This window comes from Mycobacterium sp. NGS45, from assembly GCF_059812645.1.
Genome location: NZ_JCALDB010000011.1, coordinates 17,038 through 43,768 on the forward strand (window position 1 = coordinate 17,038; position 26,731 = coordinate 43,768).

Below are 26,731 nucleotides of genomic sequence, written 5' to 3' on the forward strand. Positions count from 1 at the left end.
TATTCGTACGCACCTTGACAATTCCACAGAGACGACGCCATCCACCGCACGGCGGGTGCCGGGCCGGTCACCCGGCCGACCCCGCACCCGCCACTCAGCTGCTGGACACCCTGGGCGCCCTGGGCGCCCTGGGTGAAGGGTGCCACCGACGACCCGCTGGACACCGGATGCGGCCACGGTGATTTCAGCCGCCGTGCGGTCTACTCCTGGGCGAGCTTGAGCACGTCGAGCACCTGGCCCACCAGCGCGTCGATATCCGCACCGGTGGTGTCCAGCACCAGATCCGGGCTCTCCGGCGGCTCGTAGCGGCCGTCGACACCGGTCAGCCCGCGGAGCTCACCGCTGCGCGCCCGCGCATACAGCCCCTTGGGGTCGCGGCGTTCGCATTCGGCCAGCGAGGTCGCGATGTAGACCTCGAGGAACGGCAGCTTGGCGGCTTCATTGAGTTTGCGCGCGATCTCGCGATCCGACTTCAGCGGGGAGACCAGCGAAGCCAGGGCAACGACCCCGGAGTCGGCCAGCAGCCTGGTCAGATGCCCGACCCGCCGAATGTTCTCGGCTCGGTCGCCGGCGAGCCGACGAGCAGCTTGTGGCCGTGCTCGGTGATGCGCCGGTCCCGGAACTCGATCACCTCGTCGAAGTTGTGTCCAGTGTCGATGTGCAGCACCGGGAACGGCAGCGGTGCCGGCCGAAACGCCTTCTCTGCCAACCGCAGCAATACGATCGAGTCCTTGCCAGCGGAGAACAGCAGCACCGGCTTGGCCAGTTCGGCCGCCACCTCGCGAATGATGTGCACGGCTTCGGCTTCCAGCAGCCGCAGTTCGTCGACGTGCGTGGTGTCGGTGGTCGCGGTGCTCACAGCGGCAGCCCCTCTCGTTGCGCGTCGGTGCGGTAGCGCTCGACCCAGGCATCCGACCGCTGGTCGGCCTGGCGTTCCAACACCGGGTCCGGCGCCAGCCGGCGGTCCTGCCCCAATGCCTCGAGCACGTCGCCGACGATCTGGGTCAGGTTGCGCCACAACACCGGATAGGGCACCTCGATCGGTTCGACGCCCTCCTCGGCGAACCAGTCCCGCCAGCCGGCCTCTTGGGCCCGCAGCATCGACACCACGTGCGCGATGGCTCCGGCGTGATACTCCGCGCGAGCGTCCCGCACCGGTTCGGGTCGGCCGCGCCACACCCGGGTCTGCACGGCACGCCAGAACGACACCGCCTGCGACACCACATCCGGCCGGTGGACGTGTACCAGCACCGGATCGGATCCGACCACGTCGCGGATCGCCGCCAGCAACCCGTCTCCCGAACGCTCCGGAAGCTCCTTGGCGCGCTGCAGCAACAGCGGGGTCTGGTTCCACATCAGCTTGCCGCCCCACACGCCGTTGGGGGTGCGGCCCACCGTGCGGATGTAGTCGCGCCAGATCTCGGCCGGTGCCAGGTCGGGCTTGCCCTCGACCAGCGGATCGAGCAAGCGCAGGATCGATTCGTCGGCCACGTCGGCGAACCACTCCCGCGGCTGCGGCGACATCGAGGTGTGCGGCAGGTACTGGAAGAACTCCTGCGGCTCCCCCGCCACGCCGGTGGCGCGCAGTGATTCGACCAGCAGGGTGCTGCCGCTGCGCTGTGCGGCGAGGACCAGATACGCGGTCGGATGATCGGGCATGCGGGGAGCGTAATAGCAACTGATATTAATCGCAGCGCAGGCGAAATTCATTCACCGCGAAAAGAACTATTGTCCAGTTTCTCCGCGAATGCCTCGGTGTGCGGCGTCGGCGGCCCTGCTCGGATGGGGGATGCCCTTGATCTGGGCGTAGGTCTGGGTGTATCGCTCGGAGATCCGGGTGCCGGCGAACTCGAAGGGAAGCACGTCGTTGGTGGCTTGCCGCCAGTCGTTCAACAGCATCGCGAGATCCTTTGCCAGCACGGCGAAATCTCCAGCATCACCCGAGTTCAAAAGGTTGTTCTGCTCACCCGGATCGACCCTGAGGTCGTACAGTTCACGCTCCGGTCGAGGCGTCCCGGCCACCCCGGCCACGGCCTGCCCGGACGGACTCTCGGCGATGTCCCAGGGCAGGTCGAGCAATGGCCGCGCGGCATAGTTTTCTATATAGCTGAAATCCTTGGTCCTAATGGCTCTGATCGGATCGAATGAATCGTGGAAAGTCTTCATCGAATAGACCGCGGAACGCACTTCAATGTTCCCATTCAGCAAATTCTGGGCGTGCGACAACCCTTCGATTTCCGGTGGGATTTGCACGCCCAGCAGATCCAGCAAAGTGGGCAACAGATCCACCCCGGAGAACAGCTCGTCGTAGACCCCCGACGGCACCGCACGGCTGCGTGGTGGACGCACGATCAGGGCGATGCCGGTACCCGCGTCGTACAGCGTGGATTTGGCCCGCGGCAGCGCCGGGCCGTGGTCGGTGACGAACACCACCCAGGTGTTCTCGGCCAGCCCGGTCTCGTCGAGCACGTCGAGCAGGCGGCCCACCGCGGCATCGGCGACAGTGATCGAGCCGTGGAAATCCGCGAGATCCTGGCGCACCTCGGGTGTGTCGGGCAGGTAGTCGGGCACCGCGATTGCCGCGGCATCGGCCGGCTGGTAGCGGTCGTGCGGATAGGGCCGGTGGGTCTCGAAGAACCCGGCGGTCAACAGAAACGGCTGTGCGGCCGAGCTACGCAGCCATTCGGTCGCCTGCTCCACCACGTATTCGCAGTACGAGTTGGACACGTCGAAATGATCGAAGCCCAGCCGGGACGGCACGCTGGTTTCATGCTGCATCCCGAAAAGTGCGGTTCGCCAACCTGATCCGGACAGGATCTGCGGCAGGGTGCGTACCCCAGGGCGGTACTCCCAGCCGTGGTGCGCCAGACCGATCAGTCCGTTGGACTGCGGATAGCGCCCGGTGAACAACGATCCGCGCGATGGTGAGCACAGTGGAGCGGTGGCATGTGCACGGGTGAACAGGATGCCCTCGGCGGCCAGCGCGTCCATCCGGGGACTGACCACATCCGAGTGCCCGTAGGCCCCCAGGTAGCGGCCCAGGTCATGCCAGTGCACCAGGAGAACGTTGTCGGTATTCATGGCTTCCACAGTGCCCGTCGGTGCGGTCGGTGCCGGATCGAATCAGGGTGAGCAGAACTCCCGTCGGTGAACGCGCTGCGGCGCGGGCCGGGTCGGCGGAGTTCGGAAACTGTAGCGGTCATACCGGTTGACTTTCGAAGACGAACGGCGCGGTACCGCACCATCGGCAGGCAGCGGCCGCAACGCCGGGGAATCAGGGCGTCAGAGCGTCAACGACGACAACAACGCACGGCGCGGCACAGCACGGCAGTGCGGCTCGGCGGTGCGGTGTACGACACGGCGACCAGCTTACCTAGCTGCTGACTCGAGACCACGAGTCGACATGTTCGTCAGGGCTGTTCGCCGCGCCGTGGCGGGCGACGAATAGCATCGGAATAATCCCGGCTCGGCATCGGCTGAGTTGAGCCGGGGCGTCCACACCGGCAGGGCAGCACGAGTAGGGCACGACGAGAGGTCAGCAATGGGCAATATCTACGGCAACGTCACCGAGCTGGTGGGGGGTACCCCGCTGGTGCGGCTGAATCGGCTGACCGAGGGCCTGGATGCGCAGGTGACGGCCAAGCTCGAGTTCTACAACCCGGCCAACAGCGTCAAGGACCGGATCGGGGTATCCATCATCGATGCCGCCGAAGCGTCCGGCGAACTGCGTCCCGGCGGCACGATCGTCGAGGCCACCAGCGGAAACACCGGCATTGCGCTGGCCATGGTCGGTGCGGCTCGCGGCTACAAGGTGATCCTGACCATGCCGGACACCATGTCCACCGAGCGCCGGGTGATGCTCAAGGCGTTCGGCGCCGAGATCGTGCTGACCCCGGGCTCCGAAGGCATGGCCGGCGCGGTGGCCCGGGCCAAACAGATCATCTCCGAGACCGAGAACGCGGTGGCCGCCGATCAATTCGCCAACCCGGCCAATCCGCAGATCCATGCCACCACCACCGCCGAGGAGGTCTGGGCCGACACCGACGGCGCCGTGGACATCTTCGTGGCCGGCATCGGCACCGGCGGCACCCTGACCGGGGTCGGGCGGGTGCTGCGCGAACGCAAGCCGGGCGTGCAGATCGTCGGCGTCGAGCCCAAGGACTCCGCCATCCTCACCGGCGGTGACCCGGGACCGCACAAGATCCAGGGCCTGGGCGCCAACTTCATCCCCGAGGTACTCGACCGTGACGTCTACGACGAGATCGTCGACGTCGAGTTCGACGACGCGTTGCGGGTGGCCCGGGAGCTGGGCACCGAGGAAGGCATCCTGGGCGGCATCTCGGCCGGCGCCAACGTGTGGGCCGCGCTGCAGTTGGCCAAGCGCCCGGCCAACGCCGGGAAGCTGATCGTGGTGATCGTGCCGGACTTCGGCGAGCGCTATATCTCCACGCCGCTGTTCGAGCACATCCGCGACTGATATGAGCCTGCTCTCGACGCTGCGCGAAGACCTCGCCAACGCGCGTGCCCATGACCCGGCCGCACGCGGCGACCTGGAGAACGCGCTGGTCTACTCGGGACTGCATGCGATCTGGTCCTACCGGATCGCGCACCGGTTGTGGCGCCGGCCGCGGCTGCGCGGACTGGCGCGGCTGCTGTCCCAGGGCACCCGGTTCGCCACCGGCATCGAGATCCACCCCGGCGCGACGATCGGCCGACGCTTCTTCATCGACCACGGGATGGGCGTGGTGATCGGTGAGACGACCGAGATCGGCGAGGACGTGATGATCTACCACGGCGTGACGCTGGGTGGCCGCTCGCTGAACCAGGGCAAGCGGCACCCCACCCTGGGCAACGGAGTCACCGTCGGCGCCGGCGCGAAAGTGCTTGGGCCACTGACGGTCGGGGACGGCAGCGCGATCGGCGCCAACGCCGTGGTGACCCACGACGTACCGGCGGACTCGATCGCCACCGGCATCCCGGCGGTGGTCCGGCACCGCACCGAGAAGCAGCGTGAGCCCTTGGTCGACCCGACCAGTTACATCGACCCGGCGATGTACATCTGAGCTACTTCTTGGCGTTCTTGTCCGCGGCGGCCGAATCGGTGGACAGCGCGGCGACGAAGGCCTCCTGCGGCACGTCGACCCGACCGATGGTCTTCATCCGCTTCTTGCCTTCCTTCTGCTTCTCCAGCAATTTGCGCTTACGGCTGATGTCACCGCCGTAGCACTTGCTCAAGACGTCCTTGCGGATGGCCCGAATGTTCTCGCGCGCAATGATCTTCGAGCCGATCGCGGCCTGTACCGGCACCTCGAACTGCTGCCGCGGGATCAGCTCCTTGAGCTTGGTGGTCATCTTGTTTCCGTAGGCGAACGCCGAGTCCTTGTGCACGATCGCACTGAACGCGTCGACGGCCTCGCCCTGCAGCAGGATGTCCACCTTGACCAGCGCGGCCTCCTGCTCGCCGGCCTCCTCGTAGTCCAAGCTGGCGTAGCCGCGGGTGCGCGATTTCAGCGAGTCGAAGAAGTCGAAGATGATCTCGCCGAGCGGCATGGTGTAGCGCAACTCGACGCGTTCCGGTGACAGGTAGTCCATGCCGCCGAGCTCGCCGCGGCGGGACTGGCACAGTTCCATGATGGTGCCGATGAACTCGCTCGGCGCGATGATCGTGGTCTTGACGACCGGCTCGAAGACCTTGCCGATCTTGCCCTCGGGCCAGTCCGACGGGTTGGTCACGGTCAGTTCGGTGCCGTCGTCCTTGATGACGCGGTAGACGACGTTGGGCGAGGTGGAGATCAGGTCCAGGTCGAACTCACGCTCGAGCCGTTCCCGGGTGATCTCCATGTGCAGCAGGCCCAGGAAGCCGCACCGGAAACCGAAGCCGAGCGCCACCGAGGTTTCCGGTTCGTAGGTCAGCGCCGCGTCGTTGAGTTGCAGCTTGTCCAGCGCGTCGCGCAGGTTCGGGTAATCGGATCCATCGACCGGATACAGCCCGGAGTACACCATCGGTTTGGGTTCGCGGTAGCCGGTGAGCGCCTCGGCGGCACCGTTGCGCGCGGTGGTGACGGTGTCACCGACCTTGGATTGCCGCACGTCCTTCACGCCGGTGATCAGATAACCGACCTCACCGACGCCGAGGCCGGCGCTGGCCTTGGGCTCGGGTGAGACGATGCCGACCTCGAGCAGTTCGTGGGTGGCCCCGGTGGACATCATCGAGATCTTCTCGCGCGGCGTGATCTTGCCGTCGACGACCCGGACGTAGGTCACCACGCCGCGGTAGATGTCGTAGACCGAGTCGAAGATCATCGCCCGGGTGGGGGCGTCGGCGTCGCCGGTGGGCGGCGGTACCTGCCGCACGACGGCGTCGATCAGCTCGGTCACACCCTCGCCGGTCTTGCCGGACACGCGCAGCACGTCGCTGGGCTCGCAGCCGATGATGTGCGCGAGTTCGCCGGCGTAGCGCTCCGGGTCGGCGGCCGGCAGGTCGATCTTGTTCAGCACCGGGATGACGGTCAGATCACGATCCAACGCCAGATACAGGTTGGCCAGGGTCTGCGCTTCGATGCCCTGGGCGGCGTCGACCAACAGGATCGCGCCTTCGCAGGCCTCCAGCGCGCGAGACACCTCATACGTGAAGTCGACGTGGCCGGGGGTGTCGATCAGGTGCAGCACGTAGTCCTGGGTCACGCCGTTCTGGTCGGTGACCTGCCAGGGCAGCCGGACGTTCTGCGCCTTGATCGTGATGCCGCGCTCCCGCTCGATGTCCATCCGGTCCAGGTACTGCGCGCGCATGGAGCGGTCGTCGACCACGCCGGTGAGCTGCAGCATCCGGTCGGCCAACGTCGACTTGCCGTGGTCGATGTGGGCGATGATGCAGAAGTTCCTGATCTGCGCCGGCGCAGTGAACGTCTTGTCGGCGAAGCTAGTGATGGGAATCTCCTGGTGAGTCGGCCTTCGGGCCCGTGACGGACCATGTCAAGGGTATCGACACCGGCCCCCACCGACACAATCGAGCACGGCCGCGAGCGCATATGCTTGGGCGCTATGGCGTCGCGACAGGGGCCGTTCCAACGGTTTCTCGACAACACGGAGCGTTTCGTGTTCTCCCAAGCACCTCGCCTGCTGCGCACCCTGCAGGATCCGCAGAACCTGCAGCGCAATGTCGCGCAGGGCCTGGCGCAGGGCATCAAGGTGGGCCTGGACGCCTTGGCCGGTCCCGCTGCACAGCCGCCGAAGGAGATCACCGTGGGCCGTCCGGTCACCGACCGCAGTGTGCCGACCGCGCACCGGGCCCGCAAGATCGACTACGCCCCCGACCTGGATGGCCAGGCTGATCCCGGCGAGATCGTGTGGACCTGGGTGGTCTACGAGGACGACCCGTCCCAGGGCAAGGACCGTCCGGTGCTGGTGGTCGGCCGCGACCGTAAGACCTTGCTCGGGTTGATGCTGTCGAGTCGGCAGCACCACGCCGACGACCCGGACTGGGTGGGGATCGGCGCCGGACCGTGGGATTACGACGGGCGACCCAGCTGGGTGCGGCTGGACCGGGTGCTCGACGTGCCCGAGGAAGGCATCCGCCGCGAAGGCGCCGTCCTGGAGCGCACCAAGTTTGAGATCGTCGCTACGAGATTGCGCGCCGAGTACTCCTGGAGCTGACGGCGGCACGTGCACTCACTGCACACTGCGTGCGGGCAGTGCACACAAAACCCACCGTTTGCGTGCACTCACTGCACACTGCGTGCAGGCAGTGCACACGAATGAGCCCCGCGCGCCACGTATGCACGCGTATCTCGCATTCAGCGCGGAGCGCGCCACATGCCCCACAGCGTCGGACCGCCGTCGGGCACCACGATCTCCTCGGTGACATCGAAGCCGAACCGCTGGTAGTAGGGCACGTTCTCTTCTTTGCTGGACTCCAAGTAGGCCGGGGCATGTTCGGCGTCGACCCGTTCCAGCCGCGAGACCATCAGCGCGCGGCCGTAGCCCTGCCCGCGGAAGGTCGGGTCGCTGCCGATGGTGGACAGATACCAGTGCGGCTCTTCGGGGTGGTGCTGGTTCATCACTTGTTCGAGGCTGCGGCCGCGCGACATCGAGGACCCGAACGCGCGCACCAGGCTCGGCAGCATACGCAGGCTTTCGCGCGCCGAGAGCTGCCAGTGACCAGGGCCGGACCAGAGCGCGGCCGCGGCGATCTGCACACCGTCGCCGACGACGTCACAGCCTTGGGCGGGTAGGTAGTGCGCCCGGGCCAGGGCACCGAAGAAGCGTCGGCCGGCGTTGATCCGGCGCGGCGCATCGGGCACCACCCAGGTCATCACCGGGTCGTCGAAGAAGGCTCGGGCCAGGGTGTGGGCGAGTTCGCCGACGTCGGCGCGGGTTGCTGGGCGCACCTGTTCAGTCACGTAGCCCAGCTTTGCATGCCAGGGCGCCGCGGGCCTTCACGTTCCTACGCACCGGGCCGTCGAAGCGGCCGCCGGCTGCATCAACCCTGGGTGATGTAGGCGTGCAGTTGTTCGCGTTCGGCCTGCAACTCTTCGAGCCGGGTCTTGACCACGTCGCCGATGCTGACGATGCCGACCAATCGGCCACGGACCAGCACCGGAATATGACGCACCCGGTTCTCGGTCATCAATTCGGCCAGGTCGTCGACCAGCGAATCCGGGCCGCAGGTGGCCACCACCGCGGTCATGATCCGCCCCACCTCGACCCCGAGCACGTCGGGCCCGTGGTCGTGCAGATGGCGCACCACATCGCGCTCGGAGACCATGCCGACCACGCGTTCGCCATCGACCACCACCATGGCACCTATGTTGCGGCCGGCCAGTCCGGCCAGCAGTTCTCGCACGGTGACTTCTGGTCGCACGGTGGCGACGTCTGCGCCCTTGTTTCGTAGGACATCCGCGATCCGCATGGTGACCTCCACGGCTGTGACTCAGCTCACACCAGGCTATTCGGAAGCTGTCAGGGTTGCAACGCCCGCCAGGACCCCCAGTGGTGCACCGCGATTCCGTCGAACCGGGAATCGCCGGCCAAGCTTCGGCGCAATGCGCTCAACTCGTTCGCCAGCACCGCGCCGCCATCGTCACCAAACGTGCTGTGCGCCGGAACTTCCACTGACACCGGCTGGGTTTCCACCCCGATCCGGTAGCGCCGACGCGCCGAGCGAACGGCCGCCCGGGCGGTCGCCGAGAAGTCCACGATGTCGCGGGCGCGGTCCCGGTAGGCCAGCACGGTCACCCTCGAGCAGGCCCGCAGCACTCGCCGCAGCGCAGCGGGTGCCACCGCGAACACCCAAGCGGCAACATCTATGTCGAGCTCGGCACCGAGCCGCTCCGCCTGATCGGCCAACCGCTGCACCAGCGCGGCGTACGCGTCTGCGGTGCCGAGCGGATCGGTGCGCCACTGCGGCAGCGTCCACGGCTCGACATCCAGATGCAAGCCGCTGAACTCGGCGCGCCGCAACGCGTCGGTGCACCAACGTTGCGCACCGTCGTGATCGAAGACCCAGTGCGGGTCACCGCCCAGGCACGAGGTGGCCACCCCGATCCGGGCCAACTGGTCGACCAGGCCGGCCACGGCCGGTGCGGACGGGTCGGCGAAAACCTCGGTGACGGCGCGGCGGCGCACGAAATCGACCACCGCAGCGGGATCGTCGGGCAACTTCCACAACCAGGTGGCAGTGGAATACCGCGATACATTCGCCGGATCCGCCATGCCGCCACCCTAGGCTGTGGCATACCAGAGGTATGAGCATCGACGTCATCTTGTTGGGCACCGGCAGTCCGATTCCCGATCCGCGGCGCGCCGGTCCGGCCACCCTGGTCCGCGCCGGCGGGCAGAATCTGCTGATCGACTGTGGTCGCGGGGTGCTGATGCGAGCTGCCGCAGTCGGTTTGGGCGCCAACGCCATCGACGCGTTGTTCCTCACCCATCTGCACAGCGATCACATCGCCGATCTGGGTGACGTGATCATCAGCCGGTGGGTGACCACGTTCCCGTCGGCCGAGCAGCCCGAACCGGTGCCGCTGCCGATCATCGGCCCGCCGGGCACCGCCGAAGTGGTCGACGCGACGCTGCAAGCGTTCGGATTCGACATCGGCTACCGGATCGCGCACCACGACGACCTGACCGCACCGCCGCCGCTCGAGGTCCGGGAGTACACCCAAGGTCCGGTGTGGGACCGCGACGGCGTGACGATCACGGCCGGACCCACCGATCACCGCCCGGTGGAACCCACCATCGGCTTCCGGGTCGAGCACTCCGGTGCGACGGTGGTGCTGGCCGGCGACACGGTGCCGTGCACGGGCCTGGACGAGCTGGCCCGCGACGCCGATGCCTTGGTGCACACCGTGATTCGCAAGGACCTGATCGAGCAGCTGCCGATGCAACGAATCCGGGACATCTGCGACTACCACTCGTCGGTGCAGCAGGCCGGCGCCACCGCGCAACGCGCCGGGGTCAAGACGCTGATCCTGACGCATTTCGTTCCGACCATCGCGCCCGGTCAGGAGGAGCAGTGGCGCGCGCTGGCGGCCGAGGAGTTCGACGGCCACATCGAACTCGGTGACGACCTGCACACCGTCGTCGTCGGCTGAGCAGTCCTCAGGCCAGCCGGTGATCTCGACGACTGAATTCGCGGGGCACAATGTCTGCATGCGTTCGCCGACCCGCCTGATATGCCGTGTCGTCTTCGCATTGCTCGGGATGACATTGATGACGGCCTGCGTCAACAGCCAGGCCGGCCCGGCCCAACAGATCTCCGATGACATCGCGGCGCTGCCCGGGGTTCGGACGGTCGACCATCGCTACCTCAAGACCTTCGAACGGGGTGAGGAGTTCCAGCTGACCGCCGAACTGGAACCCTCGGCCAGCAGCGAACAGGCGCAGCAGGTCGCCCGGACCTTCGTCGACGCCGTCAGCGACGGGCGGTTCACCGGCGGCAGCTACGTCAGGTTGTCGCTGAATGCGCCCAGATCAGGTGTGGAGATCGCCCCGCTGGGTGACGACGGTCCGGTGCTGACCGCTGATCAGGCGGCCGAGCGGGTGGCGCGGACCTTCACCGCCGCCGCCTCACCCGCCGTCGATCACCTTTCGATAGGCGGGGTCCACGGCACCACCATCCGACTGCGACAGCCGGTCGATCACGACGCCGCCGACGCGTTGCGCCGCGACTACCCCGAACTCGACGGCGACCGGGTCGAATGGCAGTTGTTCTTCCCACCTGTTGAGGGCGGTTACCTCGCTCGAACTTTCACCTCGGTGGGCGCACCGCCGGATCCGGCGCTCGCGCAGCTGTGGCCCGAGCTGGTTCGGGTGGCTGCGCCGTCCACCGTGTATGGCGAACACGCGCGCGGGGTCACCACGGTCTGGATCGATGGTCCGGGAAGCGTTGCGGCCCCGGCACAGCGGGTGGCGCCACTGCTCGCCGCCCTGGACCGGCCGGTGCGACTCGAACAGCGTGGCGGCGGCCGCGAAGGCATCCAGGTCACCATCGGAGGCTGCTTCGAACATGGGGCGACACACCAGGAATCAGATGCCGAACGGGAACTGGCCGCGCAGTACGAGCGGTGCTGAGCCGGCGCTTCAGGCCAGCCGGGTGATCTCGACGACGACGTCCAGGTCGGTGGAGCCCGCACCGGAGTAGATGCCCTTCAACGGCGGCACGTCGGCGTAGTCGCGGCCGACCCCGACGCTGATGTACTGCTCGTTGATCTCGACGTCGTTGGTCGGGTCGTAGAACCACCACTCGCCGGTCCAGGCCTGGATCCAGGCGTGGCTCTGCCCGTCCACGGTGTCGCCCACCTTGGCAGCCCGCTTCGGATGCAGATAGCCGGACACGTAGCGACACGGAATCCCCATGCTGCGCAACAGGATCAAGCTCAGATGCGCAAAGTCCTGGCACACCCCCTTACCTTCGCGCAGCGCGTCCAGGCCCGAGGAGTGCACGCCGGTGGTGCCGGGCACGTACTGCAGCTCCTGATGTACCCAGCGCACTGCTTCGATCACCGCCTGCTGCGGGTCGTGGTACTTGGCGATCCGGCGCCCGACCCGTTCGATGCGCTTGCTGGCCGGGACGTAGGCGGTGGGCGCCAGCACTTCATCGAACCGGTCGACGACGGCTTCGGAGGCCAGATCCTCCCAACTCACCTTGCTCTGCACCGGTTCGGGCCGGTCGGTTTCGACCACCGAGGACGCAGTGACCTCCAGTTCGGTGTGCGGTGCGTGCAGGTCGAAGGCTGTCACCGCGGTTCCCCAGTAGTCGGTGTAGCGGTAGGACCGGGTGGCCGGCACGGTCTCGACCCGGTTCAGGATGACGTTCTGCCGGGAGTCCGACCTGGGCGTGAGCCGGGCTTCGTTGAACGACGCGGTCACCGGCGCCTTGTAGGCGTATCCGGTTGCGTGCACCACCCGCATGCGCCACATCAGCAACCCCTCTTCGGTTCAGTCGCGGGCATCAGATCTCCCCCTCCTCGATCACCAGGCCGTGCTGCCCGGCGTCGGTCCACGCCACCCACGGTGCGGAGTGGAAGTACTGCAGCGCCAACGCTTCTCCGACCTCGAAGCAGGTATTCTGCAGACTGGCCAAATGGGTCTCCAGTGACTCCAGCAGTTTGCCGGGTTGCAGGAACTCGAGTTCACTGCGGGCCCGGCCGAGCAACCGTTGCGCCTCGGCGGTGGAGCCCACCCGGTTGTGCTGGCGGTGCAGCAGTTCGTCGAGGCTGTGCTCGGCCAACCGCAGCGAATAGAACACCGACCGCGGGAACAGTCGGTCCAGCAGCATGAACTCCACCACCCGGCCGGCGTCGAGCACACCGCGGTAGGTGCGCAGGTAGGTGTCATGCGCTCCGGCCGAGCGCAGCACCGTCACCCAGGCCGGCGACGACGCGCTGTCCCCCACCCGGGTGAGCAGCATCCGCACCGTCATGTCGACGCGCTCGATGGCCCGGCCGAGCACCATGAACCGGTAGCCGTCGTCGCGGGACAGCGTGGAGTCGGCCAATCCGGCGAACATCGCCGCGCGGCCCTCGACGTAGGCCAGGAACTCGTGCGGGCCAAGACGTTTGGCGGCCCGTTCGCGTTCCGGGAGCGCGTTGTAGGTGGTGTTGAGGCATTCCCACATCTCAGTCGAGGTCACCTCACGCGCGCCGCGCGCGTTCTCCCGGGCCGCCGAGATGGCATCGACGATCGAACACCCGCCCGCGGTCTCCCGGGAGAACGCCACCAGGTCGGTCAGCGACCACACGTCCAAGGGCTGTTCGGGGGGCACGATGCCCAACACCCGCAGCAGCAGCCGCGACGTGGAATCCGGGTCCACGCTGGAATCTTCGAGCAGCTGGTGCACGACGACGTCGAGGATGCGCGCGGTGTCGTCGGCGCGTTCGACGTAGCGGCCTATCCAATACAGCGATTCTGCGTTGCGGGCCAACATCAGCCGCTCACCTCCGCACCCAGACTGGCCTGCTGCTGCTGGCGTTGCTGCTGAGTGTTCTCCGGCTCGGCGCCGGCGCGGCCGGTCTTGCCGGTCTTGGCCCCAGCCCGGTCGGCGGGATGTTCGTCGGGATCGTCGGGCAGCTTGCGCACCACCTCAGCCGCAGCCAGTTCGCGGGTGGCCGCCGAGGTCCGCGAGGCCAACACCCAGGTGTCCTTCGAGCCGCCGCCCTGGCTGGAGTTCACCACCAGCGAGCCCTCCGGCAGCGCCACCCGGGTCAAACCACCCGGCAGCACCCAGACCTCGTCGCCGTCGTTGACCGCGAACGGCCGCAGGTCGACGTGCCGCGGGGCCAGCGAGTCGTCGATCTTGGTCGGCACCGTGGACAGCTGCATCACCGGTTGGGCGATCCAGCCGCGCGGGTCGGCGCGGATCTTCTTCACCACCGCGGCCAATTCCTTCTCGGAGGCCTCCGGCCCGAACACGATGCCGTACCCGCCGGAACCCTCCACCGGTTTGACCACCAGTTCGTCGATCCGGTCCAACACCTCTTCGCACTCGTCGGGCAGCCAGCACCGGAAGGTGTCGACGTTGGCCAGGCTCGGTTTCTCGCCCAGGTAGTACTCGATGATCGTGGGCACGTAGGTATAGACCAGTTTGTCGTCGCCGACGCCGTTGCCGATCGCGCTGGAGATCACCACGTTGCCGGCGCGGGCCGCGTTGAGCACCCCGGCGACCCCGAGCACCGAATCGGGCCGGAAGTGCAGTGGATCCAGGAAGTCGTCGTCGATCCGCCGGTAGATCACGTCGACCTGGCGTTCCCCCTCGGTGGTGCGCATGTAGACGGTGTTGTCGCGACAGAACAGGTCGCGGCCCTCGACCAGTTCCACGCCCATCTGGCGGGCCAGCAGCGAATGCTCGAAGTAGGCCGAGTTGTAGACCCCGGGGGTCAGCACCACCACGGTCGGGTCGGCCTCGTTGGTGGCGGCGGCCTTGCGCAGCGCGCGCAGCAGGTGCGAGGAGTAGTCACCGACCGTACGCACCCGGTGGGTGGCGAACAGGTCGGGAAACACCCGCGCCATGGTGCGCCGGTTCTCCATCACGTAGGACACCCCGGACGGTGAGCGCAGGTTGTCCTCGAGCACCCGGAAGGTGCCCTGCCCGTCCCGGATCAGGTCGATGCCGGCCACGTGGATGCGCACCCCGTTGGGCGGCACGATGCCGGCGGCTTCGCGGTGGAAGTGCGCGCACGACGAGATCAGCCGGCGCGGGATGACGCCGTCGGCCAGGATCTCCTGATCGCCGTAGATGTCGTCGAGGTAGGCCTCCAGCGCCTTGACCCGCTGGATGATGCCCTTCTCCAGCCGGGTCCACTCGGCCGCCGAGATCACCCGCGGCACCAGGTCCAGCGGGAACGGCCGCTCCTGCCCGGACAGCGAAAACGTGATGCCCTGGTCGACGAACGCCCGGCCCAGCGCCTCGGAGCGGGCCTCCAGATCGGCGGCATCGGCCGGCCCCAGCTCGGCAAAGATGCCCTTGTACGGGGCGCGCACGTTGCCGTCGGCGTCGAACATCTCGTCGAACGCCTGGTCATAGCTGCCGGACCGGTTGTAGCCGTCGAAGATGCGGTCGTGCTTCTTGCGCCCGGCGCGTGCGCCGTTGCGCGAGGTCCGCGCGGTCTGGCTGGGCAAAGTTCGAGGGCTCACGGGTGACATGCTGCACCACATCAGCCGTTTCGGCAGGCCAGGGCGGGCGACTTTGGGTAATTCGAGGCTGAACTGGTAACCTGAGCCATCGCTGCCCATTCATGGGTATCTGGACGCACGGCAGTCCAGACGCAATGACACCAGACTTAGAACCAGAAGGAACTAGCGCGTGGCCAACATCAAGTCGCAGCAAAAGCGCAACCGCACCAACGAGCGCGCCCGACTGCGCAACCAGTCGGTGAAGTCGTCGCTGCGTACGGCGGTCCGCGGGTTCCGCGAGGCCGTCGAGGCCGGCGAGAAGGACAAGGCCGCCGAGCTGCTGGTCTCGACCAGCCGCAAGCTGGACAAGGCCGCCAGCAAGGGCGTCATCCACAAGAACCAGGCGGCCAACAAGAAGTCCGCGCTGGCGCTGGCGCTGAACAAGCTCTGAGCTAGACGTTTCGCGGGATATCCCGCTTGCGGGCCGGACCAGCAATGGTCCGGCCCGATTCGTTGGTGGTGGACCGTCTGGCCGGAGGTCAGCCCCGGCCTTTGGCGGCCAACTCGGCTACCGCACGCACGGCGGACTCCAACGCGTAGTCAGCGTCGGCTGCCGCGCCCTTGACGTCGGCGTTGAGCGCCGCGACCAGCCGCATCGCGCTGGCCACGCTGTCCCGCGTCCAGCGCCGGGCCTGTTTCTGCGCTTTCTGGATCCGCCACGGCGGCATGCCCAGGTCACCGGCCAGCCGGTACGGATCACCGGTCAGCGGCGCCACCCGGGCGATGGTGTGCACCGCCTCGGCCAGAGCATCGGCCAGCACGACGCGCGGTTCCCCGGCCAGCATGGCCCAGCGCAGCGCTTCGGCGGCGCCGGCGACATCACCGACAACGGCCTTGTCGGCGATGTCGAAGCCCTTCACCTCGGCCTTGCCGCTGTGATAGCGGCGCACCGCGCCGGCGTCGACCCGGCCGTCGGTGTCGGCGGCCAGCTGCGAGCAGGCCGAGGCCAACTCGCGGACATCGGAACCGACCGCGTCCAGCAGCGCGATCACGGTGTCGTCGTCGACCTTGATCTTGAGCGCGCGGAATTCGCGGCGCACGAAGTCGGCGCGCTCACCGGGCTTGCTGATCTTGGCGCACTGGTGCACGGACGCGCCCAGATCCCGCAACTGACCCGCCAGCGCCTTGGCCCGGCCACCGCCGGAATGCACCACCACCAACTCGGTGCCCGGCGGTAGGTCGGCAGCCGCCGAGCGGATCAGTTCGACGGCGTCCTTGCCGGCCTCACCGGCCGCCTCCAACACCACCACCCGCTCGTCGGCGAACAGCGACGGGCTGAGCAACTCGGCGAGTTCGCTGGTGCTCACGTCACCGGCACGCAGCCGGTCCACCGGAACGTCGGCGCTCCCGGCGCGCTCCCGCGCGGCACGCAGCACACTGCTCACCGCACGGTCGACCAACAACTCCTCGTCGCCGAGGATCAGATGCAGTCCGGGAACGGCTTGGCTCACCCGACGATCGTTTCACAGCGTGCCGACGGCCCACGCCGACGCCGACCAGGACAGCGCCACCAGCACCGCGACGGCGGCCGCGGCCCGGAACCAGCGCCGACCCCACCCGATCACCACGACTGCGCCGCCGACCGCGACCAGGCACACCCCGGCCGCACCGGAAGGGACCGCGACGGTGGCGTTCGGGATGCCCGCCGACCAGTGCGCGACGCGCATGACCCAGCTCAGTTCCGGACCGGTGAACCGGATCAGCAGCCCAGCCGCAGTCGGCCAGAACGGGCTGATGGCCGCCGCGGTGGTGCCCAACACCGTGATCGGGACGATCAGCGGTGCCGCCGCGATGTTGGCGGCCACCGCGACCACACTCACCTTCCCGGACATGCCGGCCACCAGCGGCGCGGTGACCAGTTGCGCGGCCCAGGCCAAGCACAGCGCGTGCGCGGCGGTCGGCGGCCAGCCGCGTTCGACCAGCCGCTGCGACCACACCGGCGCCAACACCACCAGCGCGGCGGTGGCCGCGACCGACAACGCGAAGCCGGCATCGACCGCCAACTGCGGTGCCAGCGCGAGCAACACCAGCACGGTGCCGGCCAGGGCCGGTACGGCTTGCCGCTGCCGGGAGGTCAGCACGGCCAGCAACGCGACCGCACCCATCACCGCGGCCCGCAGCACACTGGCCGTCGGCTGCACCACGATCACGAAGGCCAGCAGTGCGACCGCGGCCGCCGCGACGGCGCAGCGCGGTCCGGCCAAGCCGCCGACGAAGAGCACCGCGCCGCACACGATGGTGACATTCGCGCCGGACACCGCAGTCAGATGCATCAGCCCGGAATCCTTGAACTCTTCGATGATCACCGGGTCGACGGTCGAGGTGTCCCCCAGCACCAGGGCCGGCAGCATGGCGGCCTGATCGCCGGGCAGCGCGGCCTGGGCCTGCTCGGCGAACCGGGCGCGCACCAGCGCGGCGGCACGCTGCACCGGGACGGCGCGACCGATCTGCACGTCGCCGGTCGCGTTGAGGGTGGCCACCGTGAGGTCGCGGCGCCGCGGCGCACTGATCCGGGCGCGCAGCCGCACGGGTTGACCGGCCGCCGCGGCCGCCAGCCGGTGGCCAGCACCGAACACCACCACTCGACCGCGCGCGGGTAGGCCGTCGACCATCCGCAGGTCCGCGCGCAGCAGCACCCGGCCCGACCCGAGCGGGCGCGGGCTCTCGGTCACCAGCACCTCGACCGCGGTCACCGTGCCGTACCGATCGGTTACCGGGTTGGTCCGAACATCATTGCTGCGCAACGTAATCGCACACCCGAATCCGGTTCCGACGACGGCTGCCGCGAACACCGCGACGGCCACCGCGCGGGCCGCTGCGCGTTCGGCCGGGCACCGGTAGGCCAGCAGCGCTGCGGTCCCGGCGATCAGTGCGCAGCTCAGCGTCAGGGCGGCACCGAACTCCCAGACGATGCCGGCCGCGGTCACCGCCCACCCGGTCAGTGCCGCCGGCACCAGCCGGACGTCGAGCCGTTCCACCGCTCAGACACGCACCAGATCACGCAGCTTGGCCAGCCGGGCCGGGCCGATCCCGTCCACTTCGCCGAGTTGGTCGACGCTGTCGAAGCGGCCGTTCGCGTCACGCCAGGCCACGATGGCGGCCGCCATCACCGGCCCGATCCCGGGTAGCGCCTCGAGCTGTTCGGCGCTGGCCTCGTTGAGGTTCACCGGCTCGCCGGGCGTCGGGTCCGGTGCGCGCGACGGCCCCGGTTGGGTGGCGGGGCGTCCGCCGGGCCCGGCCGGCTCGGCTGCGCTCACCGAACTGCCCAGCACGGCCGGGGCGCCCGGCCCGGGCGCCACCCCGACCACCACCTGCTGACCGTCGGTCAACGGTTGAGCCAGGTTCAGCCCCGCGGTGTCGGCGGCGCCGACGGTCCCGCCGGCCGCCGAGATGGCGTCGGCGACCCGGGCTCCGGGTGTCAAGGTCACCAGGCCGGGTTCGGTGACCAGACCGACGACGCTGACCACAACCGGTCCCGGCGGGGCGGCTGATGCGCTGGGCTGCGCGGTCTGGTTCTCGGCTTCGGCCGCGGTCTGCACCGGCGGCAGTTTCGCCGAAACTACGGGTTCGGGTTCGGCCCGCAGCACGGTGAAAATCGTGATCAGTACCGCGATCACGGCGACGACGGTCAGGCCGATCGCACCGGCCCGACCCGGGTCCGCGCGCAGGTCGGCGAGCCGGTCACGCCAACTCACCGCGCCCGCGGACGGTTCTGGGAGCCAACGCGGCAACAACGCGGTGGGATCCCCGTCGGGGCCGGTGTCGGCCGGTTGGTCGCGGTCGGCCGGGACGGCGAGGAGGTGGGCGCCGGCGGAGGTGTCGTGGGTGGCGGAGGTGTCGTCCGGGTCGGTGAGCGTGGCGGCCGTCGGACGCGGACCACCGGACAATCGGCGGTGCAGGCGTTCGGCGGGCGGTTCGGCGGGCAGATCGGTGCGCATGGCCCGAAGCTAGGACCCGGCGCCGACCGAACGGCCGCAGCGCAGCCGCTTTCAGCGCGCCCTGGGGATGAATCGGAAACTGTGCACCGACGCAGCGGCGTAGCCTGAACAGATGAGCTGCGCACGTTGGATTGCGCTTCGACTGCTCACCGCCGCAGCGCTGACCGCGGCGGTGTGGTTCCCGCTCAGTGTCACGACCGGGCCCGGCACCGCACTCGCAGGCTGTCAGGGTCAGGGAATCCCGGTGGGCCTCAACGCGATCGGCGCTCCCTTCACGCAGAACTGCGACCTGGTGGTCACTCCGCCCCCGGCGATCGGCGCCGCGCCCAGCGCCGGGGCGATCGTGGCCTGCCGCGGCATCCCGGGTTGCCTGGCCATGTGGGTGAACAACCCCGGCGCAGTGCGGGTGCCGGTGCCCGACACCCGGCCGCGCAGCAACGGGCACTGACCCGACCAAGACAACTCATCGGCCCGGTCCCGGATCCAGGCTTAGCGCAACCGAAGTCGCCGCATCCCGGTCAGCGTTGCGGGTCACCGCGCCAGCGAAAGCTGTTGACGTACTTGCCCATGTCCTGTGCGAGTTCCAGATTGGCGCCCGACGGCGGCCCCGGCCCGACGTCCGGTCCGAACTGACGGAACGGCCCCACCGCCGCAGCGATCAAGGCCAGGTCATCCTTGACGGCCGCAACCACCACGATCCGCATCCTGGTGTAGTTGCTGTTCGCCCCCTGCGGCCAGCAGTCGGCCACCTCGCCGTAGCCCGGCTGATAACCGACCATCGCGTTGGGGATCTGATAGGCGGTGCGAAAGTCCGGGTAGGTGGACGCCAGCAGGGCACGCACGATCTGCTCGGGACTGCGTCCGGCGGCCGGCTGGCCGAACAACTGCAGGGTTCCGGTGTCACCGGCGGTGTACCGCGCGGTCACACCGGCCGCGCGCTGGGTGACGTCATAGGCCGCGCCGGCGGCGGGATAGGACACCGTGAACGCGCCGTCGGCCGCGGTGAACCGGGGATTGGTCGTCACCGGCGTACCGGTCGGCGGCCGGCCGCAATTCGGTGGGCAGGCGTAGCGCACCGCTGGTGTGCTCATCACCGCCGCCACCCCGACCAGGGCCAGCGCCACCGCGCTGATCGCCCCGACCCAGCCGGCAATCACCCGTCGTCGCGGGGTGCGGGCGACCGGCGCGGCCCGGTACCGCGGCGCCGGCAGCGCGGTCGCGACACACAGTTCACCGGCGGCGTCGGCGGCGTCGGCGGGACGCGGCCGGGCCAGTCGGCGCGCGCGGCGCGAGGTGCGCGACGCGGCCCGGGTCGCCACCCCGCAGCAGGGGCAGAACGCCATGTCCGGGACCACCTGGCTGCAGGTCGGGCAGCGGATCGGGGCGTGCGCGTCGACGTCGTCGGTCGACTCGTGCAGCAGCGCCAACTGCAGGCCGACCCGCAGCAGCAACACGGCCAACAGGGTCACCGCGAGGTGACAGCACAGTTGCACCCACTGCGACAGGGATTGCACGTCCACCAGGCCCAGCGCCACGTAGATCAGCAGTACACCGGCGGCGAATGACGCCAGCGCGGCCCGCACCCACCCCGCATGCTGGTCGGCCTTGCTGGCCGGACGACGGAACCACAGTGCGGCACCGACCAGTCCGCCGATGGCCGCTGCGGTCAGCGGCACCGCGGCGCCGCGGAGCACCGCCTCGACCAGTAGCCCACTGGTGGGCCGGCTGCGATTGATCAGGCCGGTGGCCAGTTGCGGCGCGAGCCGGGTCAGGGTGGCAGCGGCGGTGAACGACAGCGCGCCCAGCGCGCCGATCACAAAGCCGTCCAAGGACTCTCGGTTCGACGGCCGAACCAGGCGTACCAGCACCGCGGGCAGCAACATCAGCACCGCGCCGCCGAGCGGGATACCCACGCCCTCGCGCATCGCACGGGCCAGCACCAATCCCCCGCCCAGCGGCACACCGTAGGCGCGGGCCATCAGCTCACCGGTGAGCAGGACCCAGCCGACCCCGAGCAGCACACCCAGCGTCGCGGCCAGCAGCAGGGCCGCGCCGTCGAAATCGCGAACGGCGTCGGCCTCCCGCAGGTACAGCACGAACAGCACCGGCAGGCCGAGCGCAGCCGTTGCGATCAGGCAACCCGGCATCCGCAGCAGCGCGAAGGCCACCAGTGCACACACCAGCAGCGCCAAGCCCCACCGGAACGCGGTGCGTGAGCCCGGCGGCAGGTGCGGGAACAGCGAACTGGCCAGCGCCGGACGCAGCACGTGCTCGCCCGGGGCCGCACCGAAGACTCCGATCCGCACCCAGTCCGGACCGTCGCCGCGGCGCCGCTGCAAGCGCAGCCCGCACCACCCGCAGAACTCCCCCGCCGGGACGTCGATCTCGCAGACCCGGCAGCGCGCCACGGGTGCATTCGATGCGGTGGGCGCGCTCATCGCAATGCCGCCTGGACCACCAGCAAGGCGCGCGCCAGCTGGTCCACGTCGGGGGTGCCCAGTCCGGTGACCAGGTCATAGCCCGGGCCTGCGGATTCGACGGCGTTGCCGCCCAAGGTGATGTCGCGGAACGCCTGCGGCGCGCTGCGCGCCGCGGCGTACAGCAGCGCGTTGAACTCGCCGAGCCGACGGCCCCGGTGGTCGAGCAGATACTGGTTCAGCACTGCGGCCAGGCCGGCCCAGATCGGCGCCGACATCGACGTGCCGCCACCCACCAGGTTCTGCTGGTCGAACACGATCCGGACGCCGGTGAAGGAATCAGCCACCGCGGAGACGTCCGGACTGAGCCGACGGCCGGCCCGGTCGGGGGCCACCTCGCGCTGCCAGGCGGGTCGGTCGAACAGGTTCGACACCCCGCCTCCGGTGCCCTGCGACAGCGGCACGTCGAACCAGGCCTGTTCGGCCAGCCATCCGCCACGCTGGTCGGTGGACAATGTGGTGCCGCCGACGACGGTCATCTCCGGCAGCGAGGCCACCGCGTCCAGGCCGACGTCCTCAGGGCCGGGTGGCGCCGACCAGTCCTGTCCCCCTTTGCATTCCAAACCGGCCAGGTCACCGCTGGCGTTGAACGCGGTGGTCCCGGCGGCTTGCGCCCGGCCCAGCGCCGCGCGCACCGGGGCCAGGTCGGCTGCGGTCAACAACCGGTCGCAGCCCCAGCCGATCGAGAAGCTCCACACCGCGCCGGGGAACTGCCGGTGCACCGCATCCATCAGTGCTCCGATCTTCTCGTAGGCCCCGTCACCGGCGACCGTCGGGCGCGCGTTGACCAACACCTTGCGCGCGTCCGGAGCGATCGCATGCACCATCTCGAGGTCCATCGTGGCCTCGCCGCTACGTTCGGCCGGCAGCTCTCCGAACACCGTCGGCACCAGGGGCGGCAGGCCGAAAGCGGTGGCGAACGAGTCCAGGTCGGCCTGATCGAAGCCGTCGAAGGCGAACACCACGACGGTCTGACCTGCGCCGGTGTAGCCGGCGTCGGTCAGCGGGCCCACGTTGTAGGTGCGACGCAACCCGGCGGGCGTCAGGCCCTGGTCCGGTACGTCGGCGGGGAACATGCCCGGCGCCGACTCGTGAAACGGGGTGTAGCCCAGGATCCGGCCCAGTCCGCGGATCTCATGGTGCAGCCCGCTGGGTATCTCGGGTTGTCGGGCCGCAGCATAGAACACCTGGCCGCGTCGGCCGCGGTAGTCGTGCACCGCGACCCCGAAGGCCGCACCGAGGTCGCGGGCAGAGCCGGCCAGCACCGCCCAGGCGTTGCCGGGTTGCCAGCGCACCGCCAGCCGATGCCGGGCGGCCCACCGGATCAGCCGGTCCGGACGCGCAGCGTCAGCCAGCTCGGCGGTGAGCTGGGCGGCCTGCGGTGAGGGGCCCAGATCGGTTGAGGCACGCAGCAATTGGGCCATCGGTCCGGTGATCTGCTGGGCGATCGGCGCCGGGCCGGGACTCTCCGGTGTGGTGTCCTCACCGAGCAGTTGCACCGCGCCGAGAGTGACCAGCGCGGCCAGCAGCAGCGCCAGTGACGCGCGCACCCGGGTCGGCGTGAGCGGTCCTAGTTGTCGCCCGGGACCGCGGTGGCCGGCCCGGGAGCCTTGACCGTCGGGGTGAACTTGTTGCCGCCCCTCGGGTCGAGGTTCTTCTCGGTCGGGGTCACCGGCGGCGGGGTGGTGGTCGTGGTGGTCGTGGTGGTGGTCGTGGGCTCCGACGGTTGCTCTTCGTCGGCGCAGGAGGACAGCGTCGCCATGGTCGCGATCGCGAGAACCCCGATGCCCACCGCAATCCGGCGGCGCCCCAACCCAAATGTGGTCATGGGGGAACTCTAGTGCGCCGCGGCCCCCGGCGCACCCGGGCCCACCTCGACCACCACCGCCAGGGCCCCGGCGCCGACGTGCAGCGCCAGCACCGGACCCAACTCGGTGATGGTGGCCGGCGCGCACTGCGGCAGCCGCTCGGCCAACGCTGCGGCCACCGAGGCTGCGCCGTCCGGGTCCGCGACATGGTGCACCGCGATCACCGCCGGTTGCTCGCCGACGTCTGCGCAAACCCGTTCGATCATGGTGGCCACGGCCTTGGACGGAGTGCGGACCCGTTGCGCCAGAACCAGTTTGCCGTCGTCGATGCGCAGCAACGGTTTGAGCGACAGCGCGGTGCCCAGCCAGGCCGCGGCGCCGCCGATCCGCCCGCTGCGACGTAGGTTGTCCAGTCGGTGCACCACGATGTAGCCGTGGCTACGCGTCACCGCGGCGTCGGCGGCCCGGTGCACCGCGTCCAAATCGGCGCCGTCGGCGGCGGCTCGGGCGGCGGCCAACGCCACAAAGCCGGTTCCCATTGCCGTGGAACGGGAATCGACGACGCGAATTTGCCCGTCGAGTTCGGCGGCGGCCTGCTCGGCGGCCTGAAAGGTGCCCGACAGTGCCGCCGACAGGTGCACCGCGACGACCCCGTCGCCGTCGCTGTCGCGCAGCGCGGCCTGGTAGGCGGCCGTGAGCTCGGCCAGCCCAGCCGCGGCGGTGGTGGCGTTGCGGTCGTGGATGTCCTCTGGAACGTCGTCGACACCGTCGAGCAGATCCTGGTCGTCGACCAGGATGTGCAACGGCACCACCCGGATCCCGGTGCCGCCCAACACCTCTGCCGGCAACCGGGCCGAGGAGTCGGTGACCACGACGACCGTCACTGGTTGGCCGCCATCCCGTCGGCTTCGACACCGGCCGCCGCCAGCGCCGCGAGCATCAGTTCGGCGACCCTGCGGTGCGCTTCGAAGTTCCAGTGGATGCCGTCCGGGTTGCCGCGCCCGGCGTAGATCTCCTCGGCCACCGCCTCCTTGAGATCGACCAGCGGCAGCTTGTGTTCGGCGGCCCAGGCCGTGATCGCCGCGACCGTGCCGGCGCGTCCGTGGTGGGCGTTGCCGTAGGTGTCGGCGGTGTGCACGCTGGGCAGTGACGCCACCACCGGGATGCCGGGCCGGTTGAAATCGATGGCGTTACGGGTCATTTCCAGGTATTCCACCGTCAGCCGCGGGGGCAGCGCGGAACGCGCGATCGGGGACAGCCGCGGCTGCAGCCAACCGTAGCCGTCACGCACCCAGCGGCGCACCCGCGGCGGTCGCACGTACCGGATCAGTTCGCGGAGCGCGGTGGGCAGCGGCGAGGGCAGCGAATCCATGCCGCAGGTCGCGAAGACCACAGCGCCGGCCCGCGGCAGTGCGGCCCACGACCTCGGATCCTGGGTGGCCGCCCACCAGACGTCGCGACAGGTCCAGCCGATCCGTCCGATCAGCTCGACATCCCAACCCAGTTCGGCGGCAACGATATTGGGCCAGATCCGGGGATCGTCCGACGGCAGCCCGCCGGTCGGTCCGTAGTAGGACAGTGAGTCGGCGAACACCAGCAGCGTGGGCCGGGTCGGGTCAGAGGACATCGTTGGCCACCTGCGCTGAGGCGTTCCACACGTCGAGGCGCCACTTGATCTGCTCGAAGACCTCAGGATCGGTGCCCGGCAGCGAATGCCCGGACAGTTGCACCCAACTGGCGTTGCCCATGCCGCCGAGGATCGGCCAGTTGTCCACCGGGAGCCCCAGTAGCGCCGCGGTCACCGCGGCGATCAGGCCGCCGTGCGCCACCAACACCACCGGACGGTCGGATTCGTCTGTGCCCCAATCTGACTGGGATGCGACGAGTTCGGCGACCACCGGGACGCCGCGCGCCGCCACGTCCACCCGGCTCTCGCCGCTGTGCGGAGCCCAGCGGGCGTCGTCGCGCCACGCCAACCGGGCGCCCGGAGCGACGGCGTCGACCTCGGTGTGGGTCATGCCCTGCCAGTCACCCAGATGGGTTTCGCGCAGCCGTTCGTCGACGGCCACCGGCACCCCGGCGCGCTCCCCCAGGGTCACCGCGGTGTCGTAGGCCCGGCGCAGATCGGACGACACGATCAACAACGGGGTGCGTTTGGCCAGCACCTCGGCCGCCGCCACGGCCTGGGCGCGGCCCAGATCGGACAGGTCGGTGTCCAGTTGGCCCTGCATCCGGCTGCCGGCGTTGTACTCGGTCTGGCCGTGCCGCAACAGCACCAGCCGACGGATCCTCATTCGGCGTCCTCCGCGGGGCCCGGCAACTCACCCTCCAAGTCCACCGGAATCGTCGGGCAGTCCCGCCACAGCCGGTCCAGGGCATAGAACTCGCGTTCCTCGCGGTGCTGAACGTGCACGACGACGTCGACGTAGTCGAGCAGCACCCAGCGACCTTCCCGGGTGCCCTCCCGGCGCGCCGGCTTGTTTCCGGCCAGCCGCATCCGTTCCTCGACCTCGTCGACGATCGCGTTGACCTGGCGGTCGTTGGCGCCGGTGGCGATCACGAAGCAGTCGGTGATGACCAGTTGACCGGACACGTCGATCACGACGACGTCCTCGGCCAGTTTGTTCGCGGCCGCGCGGGCGGCCACCGTCGCCATCGCGATCGCTTCATCGGTGGCAGTCACCGGGACACCTCACTCTCGGCACGGCCGTACAGCCCGCGCTTGGACACGTATTGCACCACCCCGTCGGGCACCAGGTACCAGATCGGTCGGGCTTCGGCGGCGCGCCGGCGGCAGTCGGTGGACGAGATGGCCAGCGCCGGGATCTCGACCAGGGTCAAGGCCTCGGCCGGCAACTCGGCTGCTGCGGCGGTCGCGACATGCTGGTCGTCCAGCTCGTAACCGGGCCGGCTCACCCCGACGAACCGGGCGACGGCGAACAGATCCTCCCAGTCCTGCCAGGACAGGATGGAGGCCAACGCGTCCGCACCGGTGATGAAGTACAGCTGCGCGTCCGGGTTCATCGCACTCAGATCCCGCAGCGTGTCCCGGGTGTAGGTGGGGCCGCCGCGGTCGATGTCGACCCGGCTGACCGAGAACCGCGGATTGGAGGCGGTCGCGATCACCGTCATCAGGTAGCGGTCCTCGGCAGGCGTGACATGCCGGCCCTGCTTCTGCCACGGCTCACCGGTCGGCACGAACACCACTTCGTCGAGGTCGAACAGGTCGGCCACCTCGCTGGCCGCGACCAGGTGACCATGGTGGATCGGGTCGAACGTCCCACCCATCACGCCCAGCCGGCGGCCGGGCCGGTCACCGGCCGTTTGCACGGTAGGC

26 protein-coding genes and 3 pseudogenes are annotated in these 26,731 nt (G+C 69.3%); 7 read left to right on the forward strand and 22 right to left on the reverse strand.

From position 1 onward, the window contains the following. Positions 1–200: 200 nt before the first annotated feature. From AC5Y3P_RS11835 to AC5Y3P_RS11850, 4 genes and pseudogenes are all read right to left on the reverse strand, one after another. A pseudogene (locus AC5Y3P_RS11835) lies at positions 201–569 on the reverse strand (adenylyl-sulfate kinase); the annotation flags it as partial. A 2-nt stretch (positions 570–571) separates the two neighbouring features. Continuing rightward, positions 572–859, reverse strand: a pseudogene (locus AC5Y3P_RS11840) (phosphoadenosine phosphosulfate reductase domain-containing protein); the annotation flags it as partial. Next, the gene (gene stf0, locus AC5Y3P_RS11845) at positions 856–1,659 is read right to left on the reverse strand and encodes a trehalose 2-sulfotransferase (protein WP_500046094.1); all 804 of its coding nucleotides are present in this window, start codon (positions 1,657–1,659) and stop codon (positions 856–858) included. The gene stf0 and the pseudogene AC5Y3P_RS11840, both read right to left, overlap by 4 nt. A 66-nt stretch (positions 1,660–1,725) precedes the next feature. Continuing rightward, positions 1,726–3,081, reverse strand: a complete 1,356-nt coding sequence (locus AC5Y3P_RS11850) for a sulfatase family protein (protein ID WP_500046095.1) — start codon at positions 3,079–3,081, stop codon at positions 1,726–1,728. A 460-nt stretch (positions 3,082–3,541) separates the two neighbouring features. On the opposite strand from AC5Y3P_RS11850, the gene cysK reads away from it, so the two are divergent. Together cysK and epsC are read left to right on the forward strand one after the other, a co-directional pair. After that, complete coding sequence (cysK, locus tag AC5Y3P_RS11855) at positions 3,542–4,477, forward strand: cysteine synthase A (protein ID WP_500046096.1); 936 nt, start codon at positions 3,542–3,544, stop codon at positions 4,475–4,477. Position 4,478: 1 nt separating this feature from the next. After that, positions 4,479–5,063 (forward strand): serine O-acetyltransferase EpsC, encoded by a 585-nt coding sequence (gene epsC / locus AC5Y3P_RS11860; RefSeq protein ID WP_500046097.1) that lies wholly within the window; start codon positions 4,479–4,481, stop codon positions 5,061–5,063. A gap of 1 nt (position 5,064) precedes the next feature. Here epsC and lepA read toward each other — a convergent pair. After that, positions 5,065–7,028 (reverse strand): annotated as a pseudogene (gene lepA, locus AC5Y3P_RS11865) (translation elongation factor 4). Positions 7,029–7,041: 13 nt separating this feature from the next. Here lepA and AC5Y3P_RS11870 point away from each other — a divergent pair. Beyond that, on the forward strand, positions 7,042–7,653 hold the full coding sequence (locus AC5Y3P_RS11870; protein WP_500046098.1) for a type II toxin-antitoxin system PemK/MazF family toxin: 612 nt from the start codon (positions 7,042–7,044) through the stop codon (positions 7,651–7,653). 140 nt (positions 7,654–7,793) lie between these two features. Here AC5Y3P_RS11870 and AC5Y3P_RS11875 read toward each other — a convergent pair whose 3' ends face one another. The 3 genes from AC5Y3P_RS11875 to AC5Y3P_RS11885 all read right to left on the reverse strand — a co-directional run bounded on the left by AC5Y3P_RS11875 (position 7,794) and on the right by AC5Y3P_RS11885 (position 9,711). Further along, positions 7,794–8,399 carry a GNAT family N-acetyltransferase gene (locus AC5Y3P_RS11875; protein ID WP_500046099.1) on the reverse strand — a complete coding sequence of 202 codons (606 nt, stop codon included), beginning with the start codon at positions 8,397–8,399 and terminating at the stop codon, positions 7,794–7,796. An 80-nt stretch (positions 8,400–8,479) separates the two neighbouring features. Next, positions 8,480–8,908, reverse strand: coding sequence for a CBS domain-containing protein (locus tag AC5Y3P_RS11880; protein ID WP_500046100.1), 429 nt, complete (start codon positions 8,906–8,908; stop codon positions 8,480–8,482). Positions 8,909–8,958: 50 nt separating this feature from the next. Further along, entirely contained in the window at positions 8,959–9,711 is a 753-nt protein-coding gene (locus AC5Y3P_RS11885; protein WP_500046101.1) for a hypothetical protein, read from the reverse strand. 32 nt (positions 9,712–9,743) lie between these two features. Between AC5Y3P_RS11885 and AC5Y3P_RS11890 the strand changes: the two genes are divergently transcribed. Together AC5Y3P_RS11890 and AC5Y3P_RS11895 are read left to right on the forward strand one after the other, a co-directional pair. Further along, complete coding sequence (locus AC5Y3P_RS11890) at positions 9,744–10,592, forward strand: ribonuclease Z (protein ID WP_500046102.1); 849 nt, start codon at positions 9,744–9,746, stop codon at positions 10,590–10,592. Positions 10,593–10,650: 58 nt separating this feature from the next. Then, positions 10,651–11,571 (forward strand): hypothetical protein, encoded by a 921-nt coding sequence (locus tag AC5Y3P_RS11895; protein WP_500046103.1) that lies wholly within the window; start codon positions 10,651–10,653, stop codon positions 11,569–11,571. A gap of 9 nt (positions 11,572–11,580) precedes the next feature. Here AC5Y3P_RS11895 and AC5Y3P_RS11900 read toward each other — a convergent pair whose 3' ends face one another. The 3 genes from AC5Y3P_RS11900 to AC5Y3P_RS11910 are packed head-to-tail and all read right to left on the reverse strand — an operon-like array spanning position 11,581 to position 15,000. Then, a complete protein-coding gene (locus tag AC5Y3P_RS11900; protein WP_500046104.1) occupies positions 11,581–12,420 on the reverse strand; it encodes a transglutaminase family protein in 840 nt (279 codons plus the stop codon). A gap of 31 nt (positions 12,421–12,451) precedes the next feature. After that, positions 12,452–13,426, reverse strand: coding sequence for an alpha-E domain-containing protein (locus tag AC5Y3P_RS11905; RefSeq protein WP_500046105.1), 975 nt, complete (start codon positions 13,424–13,426; stop codon positions 12,452–12,454). Continuing rightward, the gene (locus AC5Y3P_RS11910) at positions 13,426–15,000 is read right to left on the reverse strand and encodes a circularly permuted type 2 ATP-grasp protein (protein ID WP_500046229.1); all 1,575 of its coding nucleotides are present in this window, start codon (positions 14,998–15,000) and stop codon (positions 13,426–13,428) included. The genes AC5Y3P_RS11905 and AC5Y3P_RS11910 overlap by 1 nt, the downstream gene beginning before the upstream one ends. Positions 15,001–15,301: 301 nt before the next feature. Here AC5Y3P_RS11910 and rpsT point away from each other — a divergent pair, with 301 nt between their 5' ends. Further along, positions 15,302–15,562 carry a 30S ribosomal protein S20 gene (gene rpsT, locus AC5Y3P_RS11915; RefSeq protein ID WP_500046106.1) on the forward strand — a complete coding sequence of 87 codons (261 nt, stop codon included), beginning with the start codon at positions 15,302–15,304 and terminating at the stop codon, positions 15,560–15,562. 88 nt (positions 15,563–15,650) lie between these two features. On the opposite strand, the gene holA is transcribed toward rpsT, so the two are convergent. Genes holA through AC5Y3P_RS11930 form a run of 3 tightly spaced genes read right to left on the reverse strand, consistent with a single transcriptional unit; the run spans position 15,651 to position 19,109 of the window. Next, complete coding sequence (holA, locus tag AC5Y3P_RS11920) at positions 15,651–16,622, reverse strand: DNA polymerase III subunit delta (RefSeq protein ID WP_500046107.1); 972 nt, start codon at positions 16,620–16,622, stop codon at positions 15,651–15,653. A gap of 12 nt (positions 16,623–16,634) precedes the next feature. Then, positions 16,635–18,149 (reverse strand): ComEC/Rec2 family competence protein, encoded by a 1,515-nt coding sequence (locus AC5Y3P_RS11925; protein ID WP_500046108.1) that lies wholly within the window; start codon positions 18,147–18,149, stop codon positions 16,635–16,637. A gap of 3 nt (positions 18,150–18,152) precedes the next feature. Then, complete coding sequence (locus tag AC5Y3P_RS11930) at positions 18,153–19,109, reverse strand: ComEA family DNA-binding protein (RefSeq protein WP_500046109.1); 957 nt, start codon at positions 19,107–19,109, stop codon at positions 18,153–18,155. Positions 19,110–19,221: 112 nt separating this feature from the next. Between AC5Y3P_RS11930 and AC5Y3P_RS11935 the strand changes: the two genes are divergently transcribed. Continuing rightward, positions 19,222–19,557, forward strand: a complete 336-nt coding sequence (locus tag AC5Y3P_RS11935; protein WP_500046110.1) for a hypothetical protein — start codon at positions 19,222–19,224, stop codon at positions 19,555–19,557. Positions 19,558–19,627: 70 nt separating this feature from the next. Here AC5Y3P_RS11935 and AC5Y3P_RS11940 read toward each other — a convergent pair whose 3' ends face one another. From AC5Y3P_RS11940 to nadD, 8 genes are read right to left on the reverse strand one after another with little or no spacing between them, the layout of a single operon-like run. Then, positions 19,628–21,547: a zinc ribbon domain-containing protein gene (locus AC5Y3P_RS11940; protein WP_500046111.1), complete on the reverse strand. Its 1,920-nt coding sequence runs from the start codon at positions 21,545–21,547 to the stop codon at positions 19,628–19,630. Continuing rightward, a complete protein-coding gene (locus AC5Y3P_RS11945) occupies positions 21,544–23,136 on the reverse strand; it encodes a S53 family peptidase (RefSeq protein WP_500046112.1) in 1,593 nt (530 codons plus the stop codon). Before AC5Y3P_RS11945 ends, AC5Y3P_RS11940 begins: the two co-directional genes overlap by 4 nt. A 20-nt stretch (positions 23,137–23,156) precedes the next feature. Beyond that, complete coding sequence (locus tag AC5Y3P_RS11950) at positions 23,157–23,414, reverse strand: hypothetical protein (RefSeq protein WP_500046113.1); 258 nt, start codon at positions 23,412–23,414, stop codon at positions 23,157–23,159. 9 nt (positions 23,415–23,423) lie between these two features. Then, on the reverse strand, positions 23,424–24,278 hold the full coding sequence (locus AC5Y3P_RS11955) for a DegV family protein (RefSeq protein ID WP_500046114.1): 855 nt from the start codon (positions 24,276–24,278) through the stop codon (positions 23,424–23,426). After that, positions 24,275–25,021 (reverse strand): diglucosylglycerate octanoyltransferase, encoded by a 747-nt coding sequence (gene octT / locus AC5Y3P_RS11960; RefSeq protein ID WP_500046115.1) that lies wholly within the window; start codon positions 25,019–25,021, stop codon positions 24,275–24,277. The genes AC5Y3P_RS11955 and octT overlap by 4 nt, the downstream gene beginning before the upstream one ends. After that, positions 25,011–25,688 carry a glucosyl-3-phosphoglycerate phosphatase gene (gene gpgP / locus AC5Y3P_RS11965; RefSeq protein ID WP_500046116.1) on the reverse strand — a complete coding sequence of 226 codons (678 nt, stop codon included), beginning with the start codon at positions 25,686–25,688 and terminating at the stop codon, positions 25,011–25,013. The genes octT and gpgP overlap by 11 nt, the downstream gene beginning before the upstream one ends. Then, positions 25,685–26,077: a ribosome silencing factor gene (rsfS, locus tag AC5Y3P_RS11970; RefSeq protein ID WP_500046117.1), complete on the reverse strand. Its 393-nt coding sequence runs from the start codon at positions 26,075–26,077 to the stop codon at positions 25,685–25,687. The genes gpgP and rsfS overlap by 4 nt, the downstream gene beginning before the upstream one ends. Continuing rightward, a complete protein-coding gene (gene nadD, locus AC5Y3P_RS11975; protein WP_500046230.1) occupies positions 26,074–26,685 on the reverse strand; it encodes a nicotinate-nucleotide adenylyltransferase in 612 nt (203 codons plus the stop codon). Before nadD ends, rsfS begins: the two co-directional genes overlap by 4 nt. Positions 26,686–26,731: the final 46 nt, after the last annotated feature.

Bases quoted from the DNA above. Each gene is read 5' to 3' on its own strand.
- octT (WP_500046115.1), bottom strand. From the start codon at position 25,021: ATGTCCTCTGACCCGACCCGGCCCACGCTGCTGGTGTTCGCCGACTCA.
- AC5Y3P_RS11905 (WP_500046105.1), bottom strand. From the start codon at position 13,426: ATGTTGGCCCGCAACGCAGAATCGCTGTATTGGATAGGCCGCTACGTC.
- AC5Y3P_RS11885 (WP_500046101.1), bottom strand. From the start codon at position 9,711: ATGGCGGATCCGGCGAATGTATCGCGGTATTCCACTGCCACCTGGTTG.
- cysK (WP_500046096.1), top strand. From the start codon at position 3,542: ATGGGCAATATCTACGGCAACGTCACCGAGCTGGTGGGGGGTACCCCG.
- AC5Y3P_RS11870 (WP_500046098.1), top strand. From the start codon at position 7,042: ATGGCGTCGCGACAGGGGCCGTTCCAACGGTTTCTCGACAACACGGAG.
- AC5Y3P_RS11900 (WP_500046104.1), bottom strand. From the start codon at position 12,420: ATGTGGCGCATGCGGGTGGTGCACGCAACCGGATACGCCTACAAGGCG.
- AC5Y3P_RS11935 (WP_500046110.1), top strand. From the start codon at position 19,222: ATGAGCTGCGCACGTTGGATTGCGCTTCGACTGCTCACCGCCGCAGCG.
- AC5Y3P_RS11890 (WP_500046102.1), top strand. From the start codon at position 9,744: ATGAGCATCGACGTCATCTTGTTGGGCACCGGCAGTCCGATTCCCGAT.
- AC5Y3P_RS11850 (WP_500046095.1), bottom strand. From the start codon at position 3,081: ATGAATACCGACAACGTTCTCCTGGTGCACTGGCATGACCTGGGCCGC.
- stf0 (WP_500046094.1), bottom strand. From the start codon at position 1,659: ATGCCCGATCATCCGACCGCGTATCTGGTCCTCGCCGCACAGCGCAGC.
- gpgP (WP_500046116.1), bottom strand. From the start codon at position 25,688: ATGAGGATCCGTCGGCTGGTGCTGTTGCGGCACGGCCAGACCGAGTAC.
- AC5Y3P_RS11910 (WP_500046229.1), bottom strand. From the start codon at position 15,000: ATGTTCGACGCCGACGGCAACGTGCGCGCCCCGTACAAGGGCATCTTT.
- AC5Y3P_RS11895 (WP_500046103.1), top strand. From the start codon at position 10,651: ATGCGTTCGCCGACCCGCCTGATATGCCGTGTCGTCTTCGCATTGCTC.
- AC5Y3P_RS11950 (WP_500046113.1), bottom strand. From the start codon at position 23,414: ATGACCACATTTGGGTTGGGGCGCCGCCGGATTGCGGTGGGCATCGGG.
- AC5Y3P_RS11880 (WP_500046100.1), bottom strand. From the start codon at position 8,908: ATGCGGATCGCGGATGTCCTACGAAACAAGGGCGCAGACGTCGCCACC.
- epsC (WP_500046097.1), top strand. From the start codon at position 4,479: ATGAGCCTGCTCTCGACGCTGCGCGAAGACCTCGCCAACGCGCGTGCC.
- AC5Y3P_RS11930 (WP_500046109.1), bottom strand. From the start codon at position 19,109: ATGCGCACCGATCTGCCCGCCGAACCGCCCGCCGAACGCCTGCACCGC.
- AC5Y3P_RS11940 (WP_500046111.1), bottom strand. From the start codon at position 21,547: ATGAGCGCGCCCACCGCATCGAATGCACCCGTGGCGCGCTGCCGGGTC.